The sequence below is a fragment of the Pseudomonas sp. GL-B-19 genome (assembly GCF_019956415.1).
GTDB lineage: Bacteria > Pseudomonadota > Gammaproteobacteria > Pseudomonadales > Pseudomonadaceae > Aquipseudomonas.
This window is the reverse complement of the sequence record NZ_JAHBDK010000031.1, coordinates 53,816-74,137: the sequence shown is the minus strand read 5'-3', so window position 1 is coordinate 74,137 and position 20,322 is coordinate 53,816. Positions and strand designations below refer to the sequence as shown.

General features: G+C 58.0%; 19 protein-coding genes. 5 read left to right on the top strand and 14 right to left on the bottom strand.

Going from position 1 to position 20,322, the window contains the following annotated elements:
- Positions 1-67: 67 nt before the first annotated feature.
- Positions 68-700 (bottom strand): 23S rRNA (uridine(2552)-2'-O)-methyltransferase RlmE, encoded by a 633-nt coding sequence (rlmE, locus tag KGB06_RS13165; protein ID WP_223516380.1) that lies wholly within the window; start codon positions 698-700, stop codon positions 68-70.
- A gap of 105 nt (positions 701-805) precedes the next feature.
- On the opposite strand from rlmE, the gene KGB06_RS13160 reads away from it, so the two are divergent.
- Positions 806-1,114 (top strand): YhbY family RNA-binding protein, encoded by a 309-nt coding sequence (locus KGB06_RS13160; protein WP_007942889.1) that lies wholly within the window; start codon positions 806-808, stop codon positions 1,112-1,114.
- A 9-nt stretch (positions 1,115-1,123) separates the two neighbouring features.
- Here KGB06_RS13160 and KGB06_RS13155 read toward each other — a convergent pair whose 3' ends face one another.
- The 8 genes from KGB06_RS13155 to grpE all read right to left on the bottom strand — a co-directional run bounded on the left by KGB06_RS13155 (position 1,124) and on the right by grpE (position 11,585).
- Entirely contained in the window at positions 1,124-1,528 is a 405-nt protein-coding gene (locus KGB06_RS13155) for an MFS transporter (protein WP_223516378.1), read from the bottom strand.
- 28 nt (positions 1,529-1,556) lie between these two features.
- Complete coding sequence (gene greA / locus KGB06_RS13150; RefSeq protein WP_223516377.1) at positions 1,557-2,033, bottom strand: transcription elongation factor GreA; 477 nt, start codon at positions 2,031-2,033, stop codon at positions 1,557-1,559.
- Positions 2,030-5,251, bottom strand: a complete 3,222-nt coding sequence (carB, locus tag KGB06_RS13145; RefSeq protein ID WP_223516375.1) for a carbamoyl-phosphate synthase large subunit — start codon at positions 5,249-5,251, stop codon at positions 2,030-2,032. The genes greA and carB overlap by 4 nt, the downstream gene beginning before the upstream one ends.
- A 118-nt stretch (positions 5,252-5,369) precedes the next feature.
- Positions 5,370-6,506, bottom strand: coding sequence for a glutamine-hydrolyzing carbamoyl-phosphate synthase small subunit (gene carA / locus KGB06_RS13140; protein ID WP_223516373.1), 1,137 nt, complete (start codon positions 6,504-6,506; stop codon positions 5,370-5,372).
- A gap of 259 nt (positions 6,507-6,765) precedes the next feature.
- Positions 6,766-7,569: a 4-hydroxy-tetrahydrodipicolinate reductase gene (gene dapB / locus KGB06_RS13135; RefSeq protein ID WP_223516371.1), complete on the bottom strand. Its 804-nt coding sequence runs from the start codon at positions 7,567-7,569 to the stop codon at positions 6,766-6,768.
- Positions 7,570-7,579: 10 nt separating this feature from the next.
- Complete coding sequence (gene dnaJ / locus KGB06_RS13130; protein ID WP_223516369.1) at positions 7,580-8,704, bottom strand: molecular chaperone DnaJ; 1,125 nt, start codon at positions 8,702-8,704, stop codon at positions 7,580-7,582.
- A 295-nt stretch (positions 8,705-8,999) separates the two neighbouring features.
- Positions 9,000-10,916 carry a molecular chaperone DnaK gene (dnaK, locus tag KGB06_RS13125; protein ID WP_223516367.1) on the bottom strand — a complete coding sequence of 639 codons (1,917 nt, stop codon included), beginning with the start codon at positions 10,914-10,916 and terminating at the stop codon, positions 9,000-9,002.
- A gap of 102 nt (positions 10,917-11,018) precedes the next feature.
- Entirely contained in the window at positions 11,019-11,585 is a 567-nt protein-coding gene (grpE, locus tag KGB06_RS13120) for a nucleotide exchange factor GrpE (RefSeq protein ID WP_223516365.1), read from the bottom strand.
- Between the two features lie 240 nt (positions 11,586-11,825).
- Here grpE and recN point away from each other — a divergent pair, with 240 nt between their 5' ends.
- On the top strand, positions 11,826-13,499 hold the full coding sequence (gene recN / locus KGB06_RS13115; RefSeq protein WP_223516363.1) for a DNA repair protein RecN: 1,674 nt from the start codon (positions 11,826-11,828) through the stop codon (positions 13,497-13,499).
- Between the two features lie 75 nt (positions 13,500-13,574).
- Here the strand turns inward: recN and fur are convergent, their stop codons facing one another.
- On the bottom strand, positions 13,575-13,979 hold the full coding sequence (fur, locus tag KGB06_RS13110) for a ferric iron uptake transcriptional regulator (RefSeq protein ID WP_003197684.1): 405 nt from the start codon (positions 13,977-13,979) through the stop codon (positions 13,575-13,577).
- Between the two features lie 97 nt (positions 13,980-14,076).
- Between fur and KGB06_RS13105 the strand changes: the two genes are divergently transcribed.
- Complete coding sequence (locus KGB06_RS13105; protein ID WP_223516361.1) at positions 14,077-14,598, top strand: outer membrane protein assembly factor BamE; 522 nt, start codon at positions 14,077-14,079, stop codon at positions 14,596-14,598.
- Between the two features lie 60 nt (positions 14,599-14,658).
- Here KGB06_RS13105 and KGB06_RS13100 read toward each other — a convergent pair whose 3' ends face one another.
- The 3 genes from KGB06_RS13100 to KGB06_RS13090 are packed head-to-tail and all read right to left on the bottom strand — an operon-like array spanning position 14,659 to position 16,811.
- Positions 14,659-14,973: an RnfH family protein gene (locus KGB06_RS13100; RefSeq protein WP_223516359.1), complete on the bottom strand. Its 315-nt coding sequence runs from the start codon at positions 14,971-14,973 to the stop codon at positions 14,659-14,661.
- Positions 14,966-15,400: a type II toxin-antitoxin system RatA family toxin gene (locus KGB06_RS13095; protein WP_223516357.1), complete on the bottom strand. Its 435-nt coding sequence runs from the start codon at positions 15,398-15,400 to the stop codon at positions 14,966-14,968. Before KGB06_RS13095 ends, KGB06_RS13100 begins: the two co-directional genes overlap by 8 nt.
- A gap of 7 nt (positions 15,401-15,407) precedes the next feature.
- Positions 15,408-16,811 (bottom strand): sodium-dependent transporter, encoded by a 1,404-nt coding sequence (locus KGB06_RS13090; protein ID WP_223516356.1) that lies wholly within the window; start codon positions 16,809-16,811, stop codon positions 15,408-15,410.
- A gap of 118 nt (positions 16,812-16,929) precedes the next feature.
- On the opposite strand from KGB06_RS13090, the gene smpB reads away from it, so the two are divergent.
- A complete protein-coding gene (gene smpB / locus KGB06_RS13085; protein ID WP_007942908.1) occupies positions 16,930-17,412 on the top strand; it encodes an SsrA-binding protein SmpB in 483 nt (160 codons plus the stop codon).
- Between the two features lie 136 nt (positions 17,413-17,548).
- Here the strand turns inward: smpB and KGB06_RS13080 are convergent, their stop codons facing one another.
- Positions 17,549-18,316: an FCD domain-containing protein gene (locus KGB06_RS13080; RefSeq protein WP_223516354.1), complete on the bottom strand. Its 768-nt coding sequence runs from the start codon at positions 18,314-18,316 to the stop codon at positions 17,549-17,551.
- A 263-nt stretch (positions 18,317-18,579) separates the two neighbouring features.
- Here KGB06_RS13080 and KGB06_RS13075 point away from each other — a divergent pair, with 263 nt between their 5' ends.
- Positions 18,580-20,274: a lactate permease LctP family transporter gene (locus KGB06_RS13075; protein ID WP_223516352.1), complete on the top strand. Its 1,695-nt coding sequence runs from the start codon at positions 18,580-18,582 to the stop codon at positions 20,272-20,274.
- Positions 20,275-20,322 lie beyond the last annotated feature (48 nt).

Here is a 20,322-nt window from a genome sequence, read left to right as displayed (position 1 = left end):
TACACAATATTCGCTAAAGCACACGGGGCGAAATACGAAAAACCTATCACCCCGGTAGAAAAAACTTTTATTCCTCACTGCGTCCGCGGAAACCACGGCCCAGCAAGTACTGCTCACGAGAGCGATCGCGCGACGATTTCGGCTTGCGCGTCGTGACCTTCTCGAACTGCTTGCGTACGCTCTTGTGGTATTCGTCAAAGCCTTCACCCTGGAAGATCTTGATCAAAAAGTCACCACCTGGCTTCAACACCCGAGTTGCGAGATCCAGTGCCAATTCGCACAGAAACATCGATTTCGGCATATCAACAGAGGCCAGTCCACTCATATTGGGGGCCATATCAGAAATCACAAGGTCCACTTCTTTATTTCCGACAGCCTCAAGGATTTGTGCGAGCACGGCATCCTCGGTGAAGTCGCCCTGAATGAAGGTCACATCAGGGATGCTGTCCATTTCCAGGATGTCGGAAGCGATCAGTGTACCTTGCCCGCCAATCAGACGACTGGTCACCTGGGACCAGCCACCGGGCGCGGCACCAAGGTCGATCACACTCATGCCCGGGCGGATCAGACGATCTCTTTCCTGGATCTCCAGCAACTTGTAGCTGGCACGGGAGCGGTACCCGTCTTTTTGCGCCATTTTGACGAATGGGTCATTGAAATGCTCTTGCAGCCATTTAAGACTTGTCTTGGAACGGGCCACGGGCCACCTCGAAAATAAAACGGGTCGTGATTAACTGGGCGGTCCCGGACTCGCTCGGGTAAACTGGCCGCCGCTTTTTACAAGATCAGACGCAGGGGTCAGATTATGCCGCTCACTCAAGAGCAGAAGAAACAGTACAAATCCATTGGCCACCATCTGAAACCAGTTTTGATTGTGGCTGACAACGGTTTGACTGAAGGTGTGTTAGCCGAACTTGAACGCGCGTTGGCGGATCACGAGCTGATTAAAATCAAGCTCAACATCCTCGATCGCGAATCGCGCCTGGCGTCCATTGCAGAACTCTGCAAGGTCGGTAAAGCGGATCTGGTTCAGGTCATCGGCAAGATGGCACTGATTTACCGCAAGAACTTCAGCGTCAATAAGCAACTGTCGAACGTCCATCGCTTCAAGTGATGGCAAGGGTCAAGGGTGTGCTTCGCGCACCCTGCCGCTCCTCCCCGGCACCGGCTGCAACACCAGCACCAACCCGGAAAAGCCCAGAACAAGATAGCTGAATACCTGCCAACGCACTGCATCCGGCCAACCGAAGCGCACAGCGAAAAACATCGCGCACGCACACAGCGCCATCAGCAGCAGCTGCCCACGAATATCGCACCATAGACTGACAAGGCCCTCGGCCTGAACCAGCACCAAAGCCTGAAAAATCACACACGCTGCGGCAAATCCCGCCAACAGCGCATTCAGCATGCCTGCAATTTCGTCGATCAGCAGCGGCGCCAGGCCTATTTGACCCAACGCCGGCACCAGACCGATGTGTAACAGCCACAGGCCGCCAACCCACAACATCTGAGCCAGCTGCCAAGCCATCGCGCCTGCACGAAGCGGGCGCAGGCCTTTAGACGTGGCGAACTTCGACAATCTCGTACTCGATGACGCCGCTTGGCGTTTTCACGGCCACCACGTCACCCTCTTCCTTGGCAATCAAGGCGCGGGCCAGTGGCGACCCGACCGAAATCTTGCCAAGTTTGAAATCAGCCTCATCCTCACCAACGATGTGGTAAGTGACGCTTTCATCAGTCTCGACGTTGGCGATTTCAACGGTGGTGCCGAAGATCACTTTGCCGGTGTGAGGGATGGTCGTGACGTCGATGATGACCTGATTCTGAATCCGGCCTTCGATGTCACGAATCCGCGCCTCGACCATCCCCTGCTGCTCACGAGCAGCGTGGTATTCGGCGTTTTCCTTCAAGTCACCCAACTCACGGGCCGTCCCGATGTCCTGGCTGAGCTTGGGACGGACGACCTTGGTCAGGTGAGCGTGTTCTTCTTCCAGGGCTTTCGCGCCCTGGACGGTCATTGGGTATTTGATCATGCCTTCAATCCTGCGTGTAGATCCTGCAAGCGGCGCACGGTCTTCTCGGGACCGAACTTCAGCGCTTCGCAGATGGCTTCGCCAGCAGCAATAGTCGTGGTGCAGTAGATTTTGTGCTGCAAGGCATTACGACGAATGGAGTACGAGTCAGCGATCGACTGACGACCTTCGGTGGTGTTGATGATCAGTGTGACTTCGTCATTCTTGATCATGTCGACCACGTGCGGACGACCCTCGGTCACCTTGTTCACACGGCGCACTTTCAGGCCTGCGGCCTCGATCAGCTTGGCAGTACCGGCAGTGGCAACCACTTCGAAACCCAAGTTGATCAGATCACGGGCTACGCCTGCAACCAGTGGCTTGTCGTCGTCACGCACGCTGATGAACGCAGTGCCGCCGGTCGGCAGCACTTCGCTGGCGCCCATCTGAGCCTTGGCGAATGCTTCGCCGAAGGTGTCGCCCACGCCCATCACTTCACCGGTGGACTTCATCTCTGGGCCGAGGATCGGGTCCACGCCAGGGAATTTGGCGAATGGGAACACCGCCTCTTTCACGCTGTAGAAGTTCGGAATGATTTCTTTGGTGAAGCCGATTTCTTTCAGGGTTTTACCGGCCATTACGCGAGCCGCGATCATCGCCAGGGAAACACCGATGCACTTCGACACGAACGGAACGGTACGGGAAGCGCGCGGGTTGACTTCGATGACGTAGATGTCTTCGCCTTGCAGTGCCAACTGAACGTTCATCAGGCCGACAACGCCTAGTTCCAGGGCCATTTTCTTGACCTGTTCGCGCATCTCGTCCTGGATGTGTGCAGGCAACGAGTACGGCGGCAGGGAGCACGCGGAGTCACCGGAGTGAACGCCAGCCTGCTCAATGTGCTGCATGATCGCGCCGATCACCACGTCGGTGCCGTCGCAAACAGCATCCACGTCCATTTCGATGGCGCAGTTGAGGAAGTGGTCGAGCAGCACCGGGCTGTCGTTGGACACTTTCACCGCGTCACGCAGGTAGCGCTTCAGCTCTTCTTCTTCGTAAACGATTTCCATCGCGCGGCCGCCCAGTACGTAGGACGGACGAACCACCAGCGGGTAACCGATTTTGGCGGCGGCACGAATCGCTTCGTCTTCGCTGCGCACGGTAGCGTTTGGCGGCTGACGCAGGTTCAGCCGCTCAACCATTTGCTGGAAGCGCTCACGGTCTTCGGCACGGTCGATGGCGTCAGGACTGGTGCCGATGATCGGTACACCGGCTTCTTCCAGGGCGCGCGCCAGTTTCAGCGGGGTTTGGCCGCCGTACTGGACGATCACGCCTTTTGGCTTCTCGACGCGGACGATTTCCAGCACGTCTTCCAGGGTCACTGGTTCGAAGTACAGGCGATCGGATGTGTCGTAATCGGTGGAAACGGTTTCCGGGTTGCAGTTGACCATGATGGTCTCGTAACCGTCTTCGCGCAGGGCCAGTGCAGCGTGTACGCAGCAGTAGTCGAACTCGATGCCTTGGCCGATTCGGTTTGGACCGCCGCCGAGGATCATGATCTTGTCGCGACCCGATGGCGCGGCTTCGCACTCTTCCTCGTACGTCGAGTAGAGGTAAGCGGTGTCGGTGGCGAACTCGGCCGCGCAGGTGTCAACGCGCTTGTAGACCGGGTAAATCTCAAGCTTGTGGCGGTGGCGGCGCAGAGCCTTCTCGGTCACGCCCAGCAGCTTGGCCAGACGCATGTCGGAGAAGCCTTTGCGCTTGAGGCGGAACATCAAGTCGCGGTCGATGCTGGCCAGCCCCAGGGTCTTGACCTTCTCTTCTTCCTTGATCAGATCTTCGATCTGCACCAGGAACCACGGGTCGATCATGTTCATGCCGAAGATATCTTCGACCGACAGACCGGCGCGGAAGGCGTCAGCCACGTACCAGATACGCTCGGCGCCCGGCACGGTCAGCTCGCGCTTGAGCACGCTCATGCTTTCCGGATTGCTCAGGTCGAGCTTCTCGTCCAGACCACAAACGCCCACTTCCAGGCCACGCAGGGCTTTCTGCAGGGATTCCTGGAATGTCCGGCCGATGGCCATGACTTCGCCGACCGACTTCATTTGAGTAGTCAGGCGTGCGTCAGCTTTCGGGAATTTCTCGAAGGCGAAACGTGGCAGCTTCGTGACGACGTAGTCGATGGACGGCTCGAAGGATGCAGGAGTAGCGCCGCCGGTGATTTCGTTCTGCAGCTCGTCCAAGGTGTAGCCGATCGCCAGCTTGGCAGCGATACGCGCAATCGGGAAACCAGTGGCCTTCGAGGCCAGTGCCGAAGAGCGGGATACACGCGGGTTCATCTCGATGACTACCATACGGCCAGTGTCCGGGCAGATGCCGAACTGGACGTTGGAGCCGCCGGTTTCCACGCCGATCTCACGCAGTACCGCCAACGAGGCGTTACGCATGATCTGGTATTCCTTGTCCGTCAGGGTCTGTGCTGGCGCAACAGTGATCGAGTCACCGGTGTGCACGCCCATCGGGTCAAAGTTTTCGATCGAGCAAACGATGATGCAGTTGTCCTTCTTATCGCGGACAACCTCCATCTCGTACTCTTTCCAGCCGATCAGCGATTCGTCGATCAGCAGCTCTTTGGTCGGCGACAAATCCAGACCGCGGGCGCAGATTTCTTCGAACTCTTCACGGTTGTAAGCGATACCGCCACCCGTGCCGCCCATGGTGAAGGACGGACGGATGATGCACGGGAAGCCGAGCTTTTCGAGGACCGCGTTGGCCTCTTCCATGCTATGGGCGATACCCGAACGCGGGCAGTCCAGGCCGATGGATTTCATCGCCTTGTCGAAGCGCGAACGGTCTTCAGCCTTGTCGATGGTGTCAGCGTTGGCGCCGATCATTTCTACGCCGAACTTCTCCAGAACACCTTCGCGCTCCAGGTCCAGGGCGCAGTTCAGCGCGGTCTGGCCGCCCATGGTTGGCAACAGGGCGTCCGGACGCTCTTTCTCGATGATCTTGGCAACGGTCTGCCACTTGATCGGCTCGATGTAGGTCGCGTCGGCCATGGCCGGGTCGGTCATGATGGTCGCCGGGTTGGAGTTCACCAGGATGACGCGGTAACCCTCTTCGCGCAGGGCTTTACAGGCCTGGGCGCCGGAGTAGTCGAATTCGCAGGCCTGGCCGATAACGATCGGGCCAGCGCCGAGAATCAGGATGCTTTTAATGTCTGTACGTTTTGGCATGGGTTTGTCACTCAAATCCGCAGGTCAGTCGGCAAGCCGTCTTGTTCAATCTTTGAAGCCTTGAGGGGGCCGCCGGTGTCGGGACCGCCCTCAAGCTTTGCACCATCAAGACGAGCGATCAGCGTCGCTTGGCCATCTCGTTGATGAAGCGATCGAACAATGGCGCTACGTCGTTCGGGCCAGGGCTGGCTTCCGGGTGACCCTGGAAGCTGAAGGCGCTCTTGTCGGTACGCTCGATGCCTTGCAGGGTGCCGTCGAACAGCGATTTGTGGATCGCGCGAACGTTGGCTGGCAGGGTCGCTTCGTCTACCGCAAAACCGTGGTTCTGGCTGGTGATCATCACTACACCGCTGTCCAGATCCTGGACCGGGTGGTTGGCACCGTGATGGCCGTGGCCCATTTTCAGGGTCTTGGCGCCGGAGGCCAGAGCCAGCAGCTGGTGACCAAGGCAAATGCCGAATACCGGAATTTCGGTTTCCAACACATCTTTGATCGCCTGGATCGCGTAGTCGCAAGGCTCCGGATCACCAGGGCCGTTGGACAGGAACACGCCGTCCGGCTTCAGAGCCAGCACATCAGCAGCAGGCGTTTGCGCAGGCACTACAGTCACGCGGCAACCGCGCTCGACCAGCATGCGCAGGATGTTCAGCTTGACGCCGTAGTCGTAGGCCACCACGTGGTACGGCAGCTCGGAAGCGTCGATGGTCGCGTGGCTGTCGGTTTTCAGATCCCAGACGGTCGAGCGCCATTCGTACTGCTCTTTGGTGCTGACGACTTTGGCCAGATCCATGCCTTTGAGGCCAGGAAAACCCTGTGCGGCGGCGATGGCGGCGGCTTCGGAAATGTTGTCACCGGCCATGATGCAGCCGTTCTGTGCGCCTTTTTCACGCAGGATGCGCGTCAGGCGGCGGGTGTCGATACCGGCGATAGCCACAACGTTGTTGGCTTTCAGGTAATCGGACAGAGACATCGTGTTACGCCAGTTGCTCGCAACCAGTGGCAGGTCACGAATGACCAGGCCAGCGGACCAGACACGGTCGGACTCGGCGTCTTCCGGTGTGGTGCCGGTGTTGCCGATGTGCGGGTAGGTCAGGGTAACAATCTGTTGGGCGTAGGAAGGATCGGTAAGGATTTCCTGATAGCCGGTCATTGCGGTGTTAAACACCACCTCACCAACGGTTTGACCGTCGGCTCCAATGGCTTCGCCGCGAAAAATGCTGCCATCAGCAAGGGCGAGTATGGCTGGCTTAGTCAAGAAGACCTCCCGTAAATAAAGCCTGAAAGGGCGATCGCAGGTTGTAAAAAAGCGGAGTGACGTATGGACACGTCACCCCGCTTCTTCACCGAATAATTCTGCGCGCTTTTAGTGGACACACTAAAGCTGTAGCTTACAGAAAAAGGCATTTTTGGTCTACCGCCAATGAGCCCGAAAGGCTGGAGAATGCGACAGGTCGTCGCTTGGCGGGGTAAAAACGGGCTCAAACGCAGGGCTTGAACCCGATTTCGGGTGCATCTTAACGCAGATCGAGTACGTCTTGCATGTCATAAAGGCCAGGCTCACGACCATCCAGCCACAACGCAGCACGCACCGCGCCCTTGGCAAAGGTCATGCGGCTCGACGCCTTGTGGGTGATCTCGACACGCTCACCGTCGGCAGCGAACAGCACCGTGTGATCACCCACGATGTCACCGGCACGCACGGTGGCAAAGCCGATTGTCTCGCGAGCACGAGCGCCGGTTTGGCCTTCACGACCATAAACCGCCACTTTCTTCAGATCACGCCCCAGCGCATCGGCAATCACTTCACCCATGCGAACAGCGGTACCGGACGGCGCATCGACTTTATGCCGATGATGGGCTTCAGTGATTTCGATATCGACATCATCACCCAACACGCGAGCAGCCGTGTCGAGCAACTTCAGGCAAAGATTGACGCCGACACTGAAGTTGGCGGCGAAGACGATCGGAATGTCCTTGCCCGCTTCCGCCAGCAATTGCTTCTCTTCAACGCCGAAACCGGTGGTGCCGATAATCATCGCCTTGTGATGTTTGCGGCAGAACGCGAGGTTCTTCAGCGTCACCGTCGGGTGCGTGAAGTCGATCAACACGTCGAACTCGTCAACCACCCGATCCAGATCACCCGACAACGGCACACCGATACGGCCCAGCGCAGCCAACTCACCGGCATCTGCGCCAACCAACGTGCTATCAGGACGATCAATGGCAGCCGTCAGACCGGCGCCTGGCGTTTGCTGCACCGCTTCGATCAGGGTTTTGCCCATGCGCCCGGCGGCGCCCATCACTGCAATACGTCGCATGCCTGTCTCCTTACAAATCGCCGAAGAAGCGCTTCACACCTTCAAACCAACCGGTGGTTTTTGGCGAATGGCTGTTGTCGTCCGCCAGGGAGCTGCGGAACTCTTCCAGCAATTCACGCTGACGACGACCCAGGTTGACCGGGGTTTCGACCGCCACACGGCACATCAAATCACCTGCTCCGCCGCCACGCACTGGCGCAACTCCTTTGCCGCGAACACGGAACTGCTTGCCGGTCTGGGTCCCCTCAGGGATTTTCAGTTTGACTCGACCATCGAGGGTCGGAATCTCCAGCTCACCGCCCAACGCCGCATCGACAAAGCTGATCGGCACTTCGCAGAACAGGTGCTTGCCGTCACGCTGGAATATCGCGTGCTCGCGCACATTGATCACTACGTACAGGTCGCCCGTCGGCCCCCCCTGAGCGCCTGCCTCGCCTTCGCCGGACAGACGAATGCGGTCACCGGTATCGACACCGGCCGGCACTTTCACGGAAAGGGTTTTGTACTCTTCGACACGACCTTCGCCATTGCAGGAGCTGCACGGATCGGAAATGATCTTGCCTTGGCCGTGGCAGCGCGGGCAGGTTTGCTGCACCGAGAAGAAACCCTGCTGCATGCGGACCTGGCCAATACCGCCGCACGTCGGGCAAGTGACTGGCGAGGAGCCTTTTTTGGCACCCGAGCCGTCGCACGGCTTGCAGTTGACCAGTGACGGAACGCGGATATTCACGGTGGTACCGCGCACCGCCTCTTCCAGATTCAATTCCAGGGTGTAACGCAGGTCGCTGCCGCGCTGGGCACCGCCACGGGAACCGCCGCGACCGCCACCGAAGAAGTCACTGAAGACATCGCCAAAGATGTCGGAGAAGTTCTGACCGCCAAACCCGGCACCGCCGCCGCCCATGCTTGGGTCGACACCGGCATGACCGTACTGGTCGTAGGCCGCGCGCTTGCTGGAATCGGACAGTACTTCGTAGGCCTCGTTGGCCTCCTTGAACATATCTTCCGACGCTTTGTCATCGGGATTACGGTCCGGGTGGTGCTTCATCGCCAGGCGACGGTAGGCCTTTTTCAGGTCCGCTTCGCTTGAGCCACGCTCAACACCCAATACTTCGTAATAGTCACGCTTTGCCATAAGTCTTTGCACTCTTAAGGACGTCCGGCAAACCTCTCCTGAGCCTTGCCAAACTCGTTGAGCCCCAATACAGGCCCGGACCCAACTCACGTCAATTCAACGATCCTGGTCTTTGATTCATTACGGTACTTTCGGCTCGAAAAGCAGGAGCATTCCCGGCCATACCCAACATCCGAGCGCTGTCGCATGCTGTAAAAATTCGCTAACTCCAGACACGCCAACGCGGGAGCAAGCTCCCGCGCGGCGACATCCTACCAGTCACCGCCTGAAGGCAGTCAACCGGGCGACCAACAACTTACTTGTGGTCTTTGACTTCTTCGAACTCGGCATCGACAACGTCGTCAGCCTTTTCAGCTTTTTCGTCGTGCGGTGCCGCGCCTTCAGCAGGCTGAGCCTGTTCGGCGTACATCTTCTGCGCCACTGGAGCAGAGACTTTCGACAGCTCTTCAACCTTGGCTTCGATTGCAGCTTTGTCGTCGCCTTTGACGGCGGCTTCCAGGGCAACCACTGCAGCTTCGATGGCAGTCTTCTCTTCAGCGGTCACTTTGTCGCCAGCATCTGCGACCATTTTGCGCGTCGAGTGAACCAGTGCATCGCCCTGGTTACGGGCAGCGGCCAGCTCTGCGAACTTGCTATCTTCCTCGGCGTTGGCTTCAGCATCGCGAATCATCTGCTGAATTTCTTCCTCGGACAGACCGGAGTTAGCCTTGATCACGATCGACTGAGTCTTGCCGGTGGCCTTGTCTTTGGCGCCTACGTGCAGGATGCCGTTGGCGTCGATGTCGAAGGTCACTTCAATTTGTGGCACGCCACGTGGTGCTGGTGGAATCTCGGCCAGGTCGAACTTGCCCAAGGACTTGTTCTGAGCCGCTTGCTTGCGCTCACCTTGCAGCACGTGAATGGTCACAGCGCCCTGGTTGTCATCGGCAGTCGAGAACACTTGCGATTTCTTGGTAGGAATCGTGGTGTTTTTCTCGATCAGCGCGGTCATCACGCCACCCATGGTTTCGATACCCAAGGTCAGCGGGCTGACGTCCAGCAGCAGAACGTCTTTAACGTCGCCGGCCAATACCGCGCCCTGGATAGCAGCACCCATGGCAACAGCTTCGTCCGGGTTCACGTCTTTACGAGCTTCTTTACCGAAGAACTCGGTCACCAGCTTCTGAACCAGTGGCATACGGGTCTGACCGCCTACCAGGATCACGTCGTTGATCGCGCCAACGTCGATACCGGAGTCTTTCAGAGCGATGCGGCAAGGTTCGATGGTGCGTTGAACCAAGTCTTCAACCAGTGCTTCCAGCTTGGCGCGGGAAATCTTCACGTTCAAGTGCTTAGGACCGGTAGCGTCTGCAGTGATGTACGGCAGGTTCACATCGGTCGACATGCTCGAAGACAGTTCGATCTTGGCTTTTTCAGCGGCTTCTTTCAGGCGCTGCATGGCCAGCGGGTCACCTTTGAGGTTCATGCCGCTTTCTTTCTTGAACTCGTCGACGAGGTAGTCGATCAGGCGAATGTCAAAGTCTTCACCGCCCAGGAACGTGTCACCGTTGGTGGCCAGTACTTCGAACTGGTGCTCGCCATCGACTTCTGCGATTTCGATCACGGAAACGTCGAAAGTACCGCCGCCCAGGTCGTAAACGATCACGGTGTGATCGCCCTTCGCCTTGTCCATACCGTAAGCCAGAGCGGCCGCGGTTGGTTCGTTGATGATACGTTTAACGTCCAGACCCGCGATGCGGCCGGCGTCTTTGGTGGCTTGACGCTGGCTGTCGTTGAAGTAGGCCGGAACGGTGATCACCGCCTCAGTCACTGGCTCGCCGAGGTAGTCTTCGGCGGTCTTCTTCATTTTCTTCAGAATTTCAGCCGAGATTTGTGGCGGCGACATTTTCTGGCCGTTCACTTCCACCCATGCGTCGCCGTTGTCAGCCTTGGCGATTTTGTAAGGCACCATCTTGATGTCTTTCTGTACGACTTCCTCGTCGAACTTACGACCGATCAGACGCTTCACCGCGTACAGGGTGTTATGCGGATTGGTCACAGCCTGACGCTTGGCCGACTGGCCCACGAGGATTTCGCCATCGTTGGCGTAAGCGATGATCGACGGCGTAGTACGCGCGCCTTCAGCGTTTTCAATAACTTTGGCTACGCCGTTTTCCAGCACGGAGACGCAGGAGTTGGTAGTCCCCAGGTCGATACCGATAATTTTGCCCATGTTCACTCTCCCGAAACTTTGGATTTGGTTGCCGCAGCAGTGGTGGCTAACTGCGGTAGCACTTAAACGCTTGACTTATAAATGGGGGCCTTGCGGCCAATTTCAAGCCTGCTCGTCAATCGAAGGCGAAACTGGCGCAGGGGCCTTGCTGACCACGACCATGGCCGGGCGCAGCAGGCGACCATTGAGCTGATAGCCCTTCTGGAACACCTTGAGCACGCTGTTCGGCTCGACGTCGGCGCTTTCCTGCATGGCCATTGCCTGATGCTGAACAGCATTGAACGGTTCGCCATGCGGATCGATGGCTTCCAGCTGATAGCGCTTCAAGGTGTCCTGGAACATTTTCAGGGTCAGCTCAATACCTTCGCGCATTGGGCGGATGGTTTCGTCGTCCGGGTTGGACAACTCCAGACCACGCTCCAGGCTGTCGACGATCGGCAGCAAATCGCCTGCGAATTTTTCCAGGGCGAATTTGTGCGCTTTTTCTACATCCTGCTCGGCGCGACGGCGGACGTTCTGCAGATCGGCGGCAACACGCAAAGCCTGATCCTGCGCGCCTGCCAGTTGCTCTTCGAGCACTTGTACACGAGCCGCCAGGTCTTCACCCGAAGCCGCGGAGCCCTGGTTGGCGTCTTGATTTTGCGTATCCACTGTCTGTTCGTCAGCCATAGATTTCTCCTTTCAATATCGTCCGTGAGCTCAACTCACGCTTCTGCCCCGGTATATGGGGCCGCAAAAATCAGCTTCAAGGGGGTTGTTGTGATTAACCCTACAAAAAGCGCTGCATTGCGATTAGCCGATGCACCAGGCATTTCGTCAGACCGAGCAAATAGAGCCAAGCAGGGGCATTGTCAGGCGCAAATAAAACACTGTATAAATAACCAGACCTAAAGCCTGGGAGCGGCCTTTATGCTGGTGCACCTGTCCGTACATAACTACGCCATCGTTGAACACCTCGATCTCGAACTCGATCGTGGGATGAGCGTGATCACCGGGGAAACCGGCGCCGGCAAGTCGATCATGCTCGACGCCCTGGGTCTGACGCTGGGCGATCGAGCCGACAGTGGCGTGGTTCGCCCCGGCGCCGACAAGGCCGACATTCTGGCGACCTTTGACCTGGTCGACATCCCGGAAGCCAGCGCCTGGCTCGCCGAGCGCGACCTCGAAAGTGATGGCCCGTGCATCCTGCGCCGGGTGATCACCGCCGAAGGCCGCTCCCGTGGCTATATCAACGGCACGCCCTGCCCGCTCGGCGACCTCAAAGCCCTGGGCGAACTGCTGATCGATATCCACAGCCAGCACGAACACCAATCGCTGCTCAAGACCGACACCCACCGCCGCCTGCTCGACGAGTACGCCGGCGCGACGGACCTTGCCCGCCAGGTCCAACTGGCGGCCCAACGCTGGCGCCAGACCCGCCAGGAACTGGAACGCCTTTCCAACTCCGGTGACGAGCAACGCGCTCGGCATCAATTGCTCAGCTATCAACTTGAAGAGCTGGAGAACCTCGGTCTCGGTGAAAACGAGCTGGAGCAACTGGAACAGGAACACAAGAACCTGACCAACGCCGAAACGTTGCTGGGCATCTGCCGACAAGTCGTCGAGCAGTGCAGCGAAAGTGATTCCGGCAATGTCCTGAACGCCCTGACCGTCAGCCTCAACCGCCTCTCGAGCGTCAACAATTCGATCGGCGCCCTGGGTGAAGCCAGCAGTCTGCTGACCAGTGCGCAGATTCAGGTAGAAGAAGCAGTGGGCGAGTTGAACCGCTTCCTCGACAATTTCGACGCCGATCCGGCGCGACTTCAATATCTGGAAGAACGCCTCGATGCGATCTACACCATGGCCCGCAAACACCGCATCCAGCCGACGGAAGTCGCAGAGATGCAGCAGCGGCTGCTGGATGAAATCGAAACCCTGAATGCCAACGATGAATCCATCGAACGGCTAAGCGATGAGCTAGCTTCCTATGCCCGCCATTATCAGGAGAAGGCGCGCGAGCTGAGTGACTTGCGCCATCAAGCATCGAGCAGCCTGGCCAGCGCCGTCGAACAAGAGATTCAACGACTGGGTATGCCTGGTGGTCGCTTCACTATCGAACTGCGCCCTAACAGCAGTGATGAGTTGCTGCCTAACGGCCTTGAGCAGGTCGAGTTGCTGGTAAGCGCCAACCCTGGCCAACCATTGAAGGCCCTGGCCAAAGTGGCATCCGGCGGTGAGCTATCGCGGATCAGCCTGGCGATTCAGGTGATCACCGCACAGACCTCTCGTGTACCGACACTGGTGTTCGACGAAGTGGACGTGGGTATCGGTGGTCCGACCGCCGAGATCGTAGGCCAGTTGTTGCGGCGCCTCGGAGAGCGCGGGCAAGTGCTGACAGTGACTCACTTGCCGCAAGTGGCGGCGCAGGGTCACCAACATTTATTCGTGCACAAGGTTCGCGGCGAAGAGGCGACCCACACAGCCGTTTCCAAGCTGAGCAAGAATGATCGAGTGGAGGAAGTGGCGCGAATGCTGGGTGGCATCGACCTGACCAAGGAGTCCTTGGCTCACGCGAAAAAAATGGTCGTCACCGCAAAAGTTTAAGAACGGCAGACAGCACGAAGGCGACCCTGGGGTCGCCTTCGTTCGTTTCGCGAATGTGAAATTCGCGCGACATGCTTACTTTTTCTTGCGTACGTACAGCACCAGATTGTGATCAACCATCTCGAACCCATACTTGTCGACGATGGCTTTCTGCAGGCGCTCGATTTCTTCGTCGAAGAATTCGATCACTTCGCTGGTTTCGACATTGACCATATGGTCGTGATGCTTGCCATCATCCAGCTCGAAGACCGCGTGGCCTCCGTCGAAGTTGTGCCGCACCACAAGGCCAGCTGCCTCGAACTGAGTCAGTACACGGTAAACCGTGGCCAGACCGACGTCCTCGCCAGCCTCCATCAGCGCCTTGTATACATCTTCGGCACTCATGTGGCGCTGCTCGGCGGAATCGAGCATTTGCAGAATTTTGACCCGTGGCAGGGTCACTTTGAGGCCGGCTTTGCGTAGTTCGCTATTTTCAACCATGGTCAGCTTTCTCGCGATGCTGCTTCGCAGCTTCTCTTAATGCGGGTATGATCGGCGTTTACGTTGTCCCAGCCAAGATAGTGGAAGTCGCCCACCGATGCAAAACACCAAGCTCTTGCTAACCAGTTTCACCTTTGTGGGACTGCTCGCACTCGCCGGTTGTTCATTCCCCGGGGTTTACAAAATCGACATCCAGCAGGGCAATGTCGTCACGCAGGACATGATAGACCAGTTACGCCCGGGAATGACCCGCAAGCAAGTACGGTTTATCATGGGCAACCCTCTGCTGACCGACACGTTCCATGCCGATCGCTGGGATTATCTGTACAGCATGCAACCGGGTGGCGGTGAACGCCAGCAGGAACGCGTTACCGTTATCTTCAACTCAAATGATCAGCTTGTCAGCCTTTCTGGTGATTTCATGCCCGGCATGAGCCGCGATGAAGCCATTCTCGGCACCGACACGCCAATCAAAGAACCAGTAGAACACCTCGAGCTGCCGAAACCGGAAAAACCGGTCAAGCCAGGTTCGTTGCTGGACCAGATCCAGAAGGACGTCGACGGCGTAGAAACGGTCCCAGTCCCGACGCCAGAACCGCTGGGCACCACGCCGCAATAATTTGCGACGCAATAAAAAACCCGGAATATCCGGGTTTTTTATTGTCCAGCGTTTAGCGACTCACTGATTCCGGGCTTTAGCCTCGGCCGCCTTGGCGGCACGCAACCGACGAACTTCCTTCGGATCCGCCAATAATGGCCGGTAAATCTCGATGCGATCTCCTGCCTGAACCGGGCGCACCTGCGGGTCGGCAATGACCTTGCCGAATATTCCCACCGGGCAATTACCCAGATCCAGCTCAGGAAATTGAGCGCCGACCGTAGATCGGCGCAACGCTTCGCGCACCGATGTGCCCTCAGGCACAGCGACCACCTGCAATACCTGACGATCAACGGCGGCATACACCACCTCGACCTCGATCACGGACTCAACCATGAATCTGTTTGGCGCGCTGGCAGAACGCGTCCATCAGCGTGTTGGCAGCCTGATTGAACAAGGGCCCCAGCGTCGCGCGAACAATCGGTCCGGCGTAGTCGAACGACAGGTCCAGACTGATTTTGCAGGCCTTCTCAGTCAGCGGCTTGAACACCCAGATGCCGTGCAATTGAGTGAAAGGGCCTTCTTCAAGATTCATTTCGATCGAATGGCCGGGCACTAATGTGTTTCGAGTAACGAAATGCTGACTCAAACCACCCTTGGCCACACCCACACTGGCACGCATATGCTCAGGTGAGCTTTCCAGCACCTCGGCAGCCGAGCACCATGGCAGAAACTCGGGATAACGCGCTACGTCGTTGACCAGGTCATACAGGGCCTGCGCCGGGTACGGCAGCAGGGCCGAACGTTGAATATGCGTCGTCATGTCAGCGTCACTTCCACAGCTGGGCGGCAAACACTACGAGAATGCCGATGGGCGCCACATAGCGCATCAAGAACAGGGACAAGCCAAACAGCATCGGGCTGCGGATCGACAACTCGTCACGCACCGCTTCACGCCCCATGATCCAGCCTGCAAACACCACGAAACACAAACCACCGAGTGGCAACATGATCCGCGAGGTGAAGAAGTCGATCACGCCAAAGAAGTCCAGACCGCCGGCCGCGCCCCATTGGTAGAGGTGAAACATTCCGCCTTCGTTCACGAAAAACTTGGCTTCCTTCCAGATATTGAAGGAAAACACCGTGCCCAGCCCGACGAACCAGCAGATGAATGCCAACCAGAACGTCACCCAGGCGCGGCTGACTTTGGTGCGCTCAACCAGGTACGCAACCATCGGCTCCAGCAGTGAAATCGCCGAACTCCAGGCGGCGACCGCGACCAGCACGAAGAACACTACGCCCATCAACTGGCCAAACGCTACGTTACCAAAGGCAAATGGCAGACTGACAAACATCAGGCCAGGGCCTTCGCTCGGGTTCAGACCCGCGGCGAACACAATCGGAAACAATGCCAGACCGGCCACCAACGAAACGAACGTATCGAGCAGCGCCACGCCGACGATAGTGCCGGAAATCGACGAGTGCTTCGGCATATAAGCGCCGTAGATCATGATCGAGCCAACACCCACACTCAGCGAAAAGAACGCGTGACCCATGGCGGGCAGCAAACCGTCGAGGACTTTTTCCGGGTGGAAGTCGAACATGAAATGCACACCATCCATGAAATGGCCGGTGGTCATGCTGTAACCCAGCAGAACGATAACCATCACAAACAGCAGCGGCATCATGATGCGCAAGCTGCGCTCAAGCCCGGCGACCACGCCTTTGGCGATCACGACGGCCGACAGCAGCATGAAAATCGTGTGCCAAAGTGTCAGGCGCCACGGATCGGCAATCACATTGCCGAAGTACGCGCCGACCTGATCAGCCGTCACCCCCTGAAAATCGCCACGCCCCATGTCGATGATGTAATCCAGCGACCAGCCGCCGACCACGCTATAGAAAGACAGGATCAGCAACGCCGTGATCATCCCGGCGAAAGCGCCCCAGGACCACTTGGCCGAGTGCCCTGCCTCCAGCGCCAGCACCTTCAAGGCGTTGGCCGGACTTTGCCGTGCACGACGCCCGATCAGGGTTTCAGCCAACATGACCGGCACACCAATCAGCGCGATACAGGCCAGGAACATCAGCACGAAAGCCCCGCCGCCGTAGACGCCGACCATGTACGGGAATTTCCAGATACTACCCAGGCCCACGGCCGAACCGGTCGCGGCGAGTATGAAGACCCAGCGGCTAGCCCAACTGCCGTGGACAGAAACCTTGTCTGTCGACATCGTTATCACGCCCAAGCGTTCAAAAAAGAGGCCGCATTGTCCGGGATTCAATCAACCTGCTCAAGCACGTAGCGATACCGTAGCCGACTCGCGCGCAACTCCCTATAATGCCGCCCCTATGGCTAAACAGAAGAAACACCCCACAGGGACCATCGCGCAGAACAAAAAGGCGCGACACGATTACTTCATCGAGCATAAGTTCGAGGCTGGTCTGGTCCTGGCCGGCTGGGAAGTAAAAAGTTTGCGGGCAAGCAAGCTGCAACTGGTCGACAGTTACGTGCTGCTCAAGGATGGCGAAGCCTGGCTGCTCGGCAGCCACATTACGCCGCTGATGACGGCCAGCACCCACGTCATCGCTGACCCGACCCGTACCCGAAAATTGCTGCTCAACCGTCGCGAGCTGGAAAAGCTGGCCACCGCCGTGCAGCAAAAAGGTTATGCCTGCGTGTGCTTGTCCTGGTACTGGAGCAAGCACATGGTCAAGTGCGAGATCGCGCTGGGCAAGGGCAAGAAGGAATACGACAAGCGTGACACCGAACGCGAACGCGACGCCGGTCGTGAATTGGCGCGTGCTGTGCGCAACAAGGGCAAGGAAGATTAATTCCCCTGCTGCTTGATACCGCCATCGCCGGCAAGCCGGTCTCGCTCCCACATTTGTTTTGTGTCGCTCACAAATACAGTGTGGGAGCGAGCCTGCTCGCGAAGGCGATAGCACAAATCATCGCAAATCCAACTGACTACATCCCCTTGCGCCGCTCCGCCCGAGCCATACGCTGCACTTCCTGACGCACCTCTTCCAGCACTTCCTGCACATACAAAATGTGTCGACTGGAGACTTCCCGCGCCTGCTCCGCTCGCCCTTCGATAATCGCCGTGTACAACTCCCGGTGCTGCGTGATCAGCATGTCGCGGGTTTCGGTGCGTTGTTTATACATGCCGCCAATGTTGGTCACCACATTGCGCTTGAGCAGATCGAACAGCCCGCGAATCGTGTGCAGCAACACCGCGTTATGACTGGCTTCAGCAATGGCCAAGTGGAAACTGGCGTCCGCCGCGCCTTCTTCGGCCCGACTCACGTCGTCATGACGCGAATAACAATCCTGCAATACTTCAAACGCAGCTGTCAGCCGCTCACGGTCCACATCAGTGGCGCGTAATGCCGCGTAATAAGCACAGGACGCTTCCAGGGTGTGGCGAAACTCCAGCAGATCGCGCTGCGCCTCGGGGTTATTTTCCAGCAGGTGCAGCAATGGATCGCTGAAGGTCGACCCCAACGAATCGACGACATAATTGCCCCCGCCCTGACGACTGACCAGCAAGCCCTTGGCGGCCAGTTTCTGAATCGCCTCGCGCAACGAAGGGCGTGACACGCCGAACTGCTCGGCCAGTGCACGTTCAGCCGGCAAGCGCTCACCGGACTTTAGCGTGCCTTCGAGGATCATCCCCTCGAGCCGCTCGACAATATCGTCAGACAAACGGCGCTGACGAATCTGATCAAACCCCATAACTCAATTCTCCACGATCCCGACCGCTCGCCGGGCTCTCTATTCTGGCCTATTGGCGCGACGCCAGCACCTGGCAAGACGACGCTCGATCAAACCGGTCAGCAGCATTGCGCACGGCTTATTCGACAAAAGTTTTAGGGCGGCAAATTGACACACCGCACATAACGCTTTTACCCTAGCCAACAGCGATTGTAAATTGGTATTACCAATTAACCAAGAACGCTGCACAGTGCCTGACCAACAACAATTAGGGGCCACCCCATATGCAAACCTGGCAACAGCTCTATACCCCGCTCGGCAGTCTCGGCATCTCCGCCCTCGCGGCCGTTATCCCTATCGTGTTTTTCTTCCTGGCGTTGGCGGTGTTCCGCCTCAAAGGCCACGTGGCCGGCAGCATCACCCTGGCGTTGTCCATTGCCGTGGCGATCTTTGCCTTCCAGATGCCGGTCGACATGGCGTTCGCCGCCGCCGGTTATGGCTTTGCTTACGGACTGTGGCCCATCGCCTGGATCATTGTGGCGGCCGTGTTCCTCTACAAACTGACAGTCAAGAGCGGCCAGTTTGAAGTGATCCGCAGTTCGGTACTGTCGATCACCGACGACCAGCGCTTGCAAGTGTTGCTGATCGGGTTCTGCTTCGGTGCGTTCCTCGAAGGCGCCGCTGGTTTCGGTGCACCGGTAGCAATCACCGCAGCACTGCTCGTCGGTCTGGGCTTCAATCCGCTGTATGCGGCCGGCCTGTGCCTGATCGCCAACACCGCGCCCGTCGCATTCGGCGCCTTGGGGATTCCAATCATCGTCGCCGGGCAAGTGACCGGCATCGACGCGTTCAAGATCGGCGCCATGACCGGTCGCCAACTGCCGCTGCTGTCGCTGTTCGTGCCGTTCTGGCTGGTGTTCATGATGGACGGCATGCGCGGCGTGAAGGAAACCTGGCCTGCCGCGCTGGTGGCCGGCTTGAGCTTTGCTATTACCCAATACTTCACTTCAAACTTCATTGGCCCGGAACTGCCAGACATCACCTCGGCCCTGGTGAGCCTGATTTCCCTGACCCTGTTCCTTAAAGTCTGGCAGCCGAAACGCGCCGCCGGCCAGCACATCGTCGGCGCCGTCTCGGCGTCCGTGGTGACCGCCAGCGCCGGTGGTTTCGGCCAGAAGCGCACCACCGTCGCTTCGCCTTACAGCCTCCTGGAAATCATCAAAGCCTGGTCGCCGTTCCTGATCCTCACCGTGCTGGTCACCATCTGGACCCTGAAACCGTTCAAGGCGATGTTCGCTGCCGGCGGCTCGATGTACAGCTGGGTGTTCAACTTCGCCATCCCGCACCTGGATCAAATGGTGATCAAGGTTGCACCGATCGTAGCGGCTCCAACCGCTATTCCGGCGGTGTTCAAACTCGATCCGATCTCCGCAACCGGCACTGCTATTTTCTTCTCCGCGCTGATCTCGATGCTGATATTGAGGATCAACATCAAAATTGGTCTGACCACTTTTAGAGAGACCTTCTACGAGCTGCGCTGGCCGATTCTGTCGATCGGCATGGTGTTGGCGTTTGCTTTCGTCACCAACTACTCGGGCATGTCGTCGACCATGGCCCTGGTACTGGCCGGCACTGGTGCAGCTTTCCCGTTCTTCTCGCCGTTCCTCGGCTGGCTGGGTGTGTTCCTGACCGGTTCCGACACCTCCTCCAACGCCCTGTTCAGCTCGTTGCAAGCGACCACCGCGCACCAGATCGGTGTCAACGATGTGTTGCTGGTGGCGGCGAACACCAGTGGCGGCGTGACCGGCAAGATGATCTCGCCACAATCGATCGCCGTGGCCTGCGCCGCGACCGGTCTGGTGGGCAAGGAATCGGATCTGTTCCGCTTCACCCTCAAGCACAGCCTATTCTTTGCAACGATAGTCGGTTTGATCACCTTGGCTCAGGCCTACTGGTTCACCGGCATGCTGGTGCACTAAGTACTACACGTTAAAAAGCAAAAACCGACGCCGGACCACGATTCCGGT

Excerpts from the sequence above, each read along its gene's own strand:
- KGB06_RS13090 (WP_223516356.1), bottom strand. The coding sequence starts at position 16,811 with ATGTCGACAGACAAGGTTTCTGTCCACGGCAGTTGGGCTAGCCGCTGG.
- dnaJ (WP_223516369.1), bottom strand. The coding sequence starts at position 8,704 with ATGGCAAAGCGTGACTATTACGAAGTATTGGGTGTTGAGCGTGGCTCA.
- fur (WP_003197684.1), bottom strand. The coding sequence starts at position 13,979 with ATGGTTGAAAATAGCGAACTACGCAAAGCCGGCCTCAAAGTGACCCTG.
- KGB06_RS13075 (WP_223516352.1), top strand. The coding sequence starts at position 18,580 with ATGCAAACCTGGCAACAGCTCTATACCCCGCTCGGCAGTCTCGGCATC.
- recN (WP_223516363.1), top strand. The coding sequence starts at position 11,826 with ATGCTGGTGCACCTGTCCGTACATAACTACGCCATCGTTGAACACCTC.
- KGB06_RS13100 (WP_223516359.1), bottom strand. The coding sequence starts at position 14,973 with ATGGTTGAGTCCGTGATCGAGGTCGAGGTGGTGTATGCCGCCGTTGAT.
- KGB06_RS13155 (WP_223516378.1), bottom strand. The coding sequence starts at position 1,528 with ATGGCTTGGCAGCTGGCTCAGATGTTGTGGGTTGGCGGCCTGTGGCTG.
- dnaK (WP_223516367.1), bottom strand. The coding sequence starts at position 10,916 with ATGGGCAAAATTATCGGTATCGACCTGGGGACTACCAACTCCTGCGTC.
- KGB06_RS13105 (WP_223516361.1), top strand. The coding sequence starts at position 14,077 with ATGCAAAACACCAAGCTCTTGCTAACCAGTTTCACCTTTGTGGGACTG.
- smpB (WP_007942908.1), top strand. The coding sequence starts at position 16,930 with ATGGCTAAACAGAAGAAACACCCCACAGGGACCATCGCGCAGAACAAA.
- KGB06_RS13095 (WP_223516357.1), bottom strand. The coding sequence starts at position 15,400 with ATGACGACGCATATTCAACGTTCGGCCCTGCTGCCGTACCCGGCGCAG.
- greA (WP_223516377.1), bottom strand. The coding sequence starts at position 2,033 with ATGATCAAATACCCAATGACCGTCCAGGGCGCGAAAGCCCTGGAAGAA.
- KGB06_RS13080 (WP_223516354.1), bottom strand. The coding sequence starts at position 18,316 with ATGGGGTTTGATCAGATTCGTCAGCGCCGTTTGTCTGACGATATTGTC.
- dapB (WP_223516371.1), bottom strand. The coding sequence starts at position 7,569 with ATGCGACGTATTGCAGTGATGGGCGCCGCCGGGCGCATGGGCAAAACC.
- carB (WP_223516375.1), bottom strand. The coding sequence starts at position 5,251 with ATGCCAAAACGTACAGACATTAAAAGCATCCTGATTCTCGGCGCTGGC.
- grpE (WP_223516365.1), bottom strand. The coding sequence starts at position 11,585 with ATGGCTGACGAACAGACAGTGGATACGCAAAATCAAGACGCCAACCAG.
- KGB06_RS13160 (WP_007942889.1), top strand. The coding sequence starts at position 806 with ATGCCGCTCACTCAAGAGCAGAAGAAACAGTACAAATCCATTGGCCAC.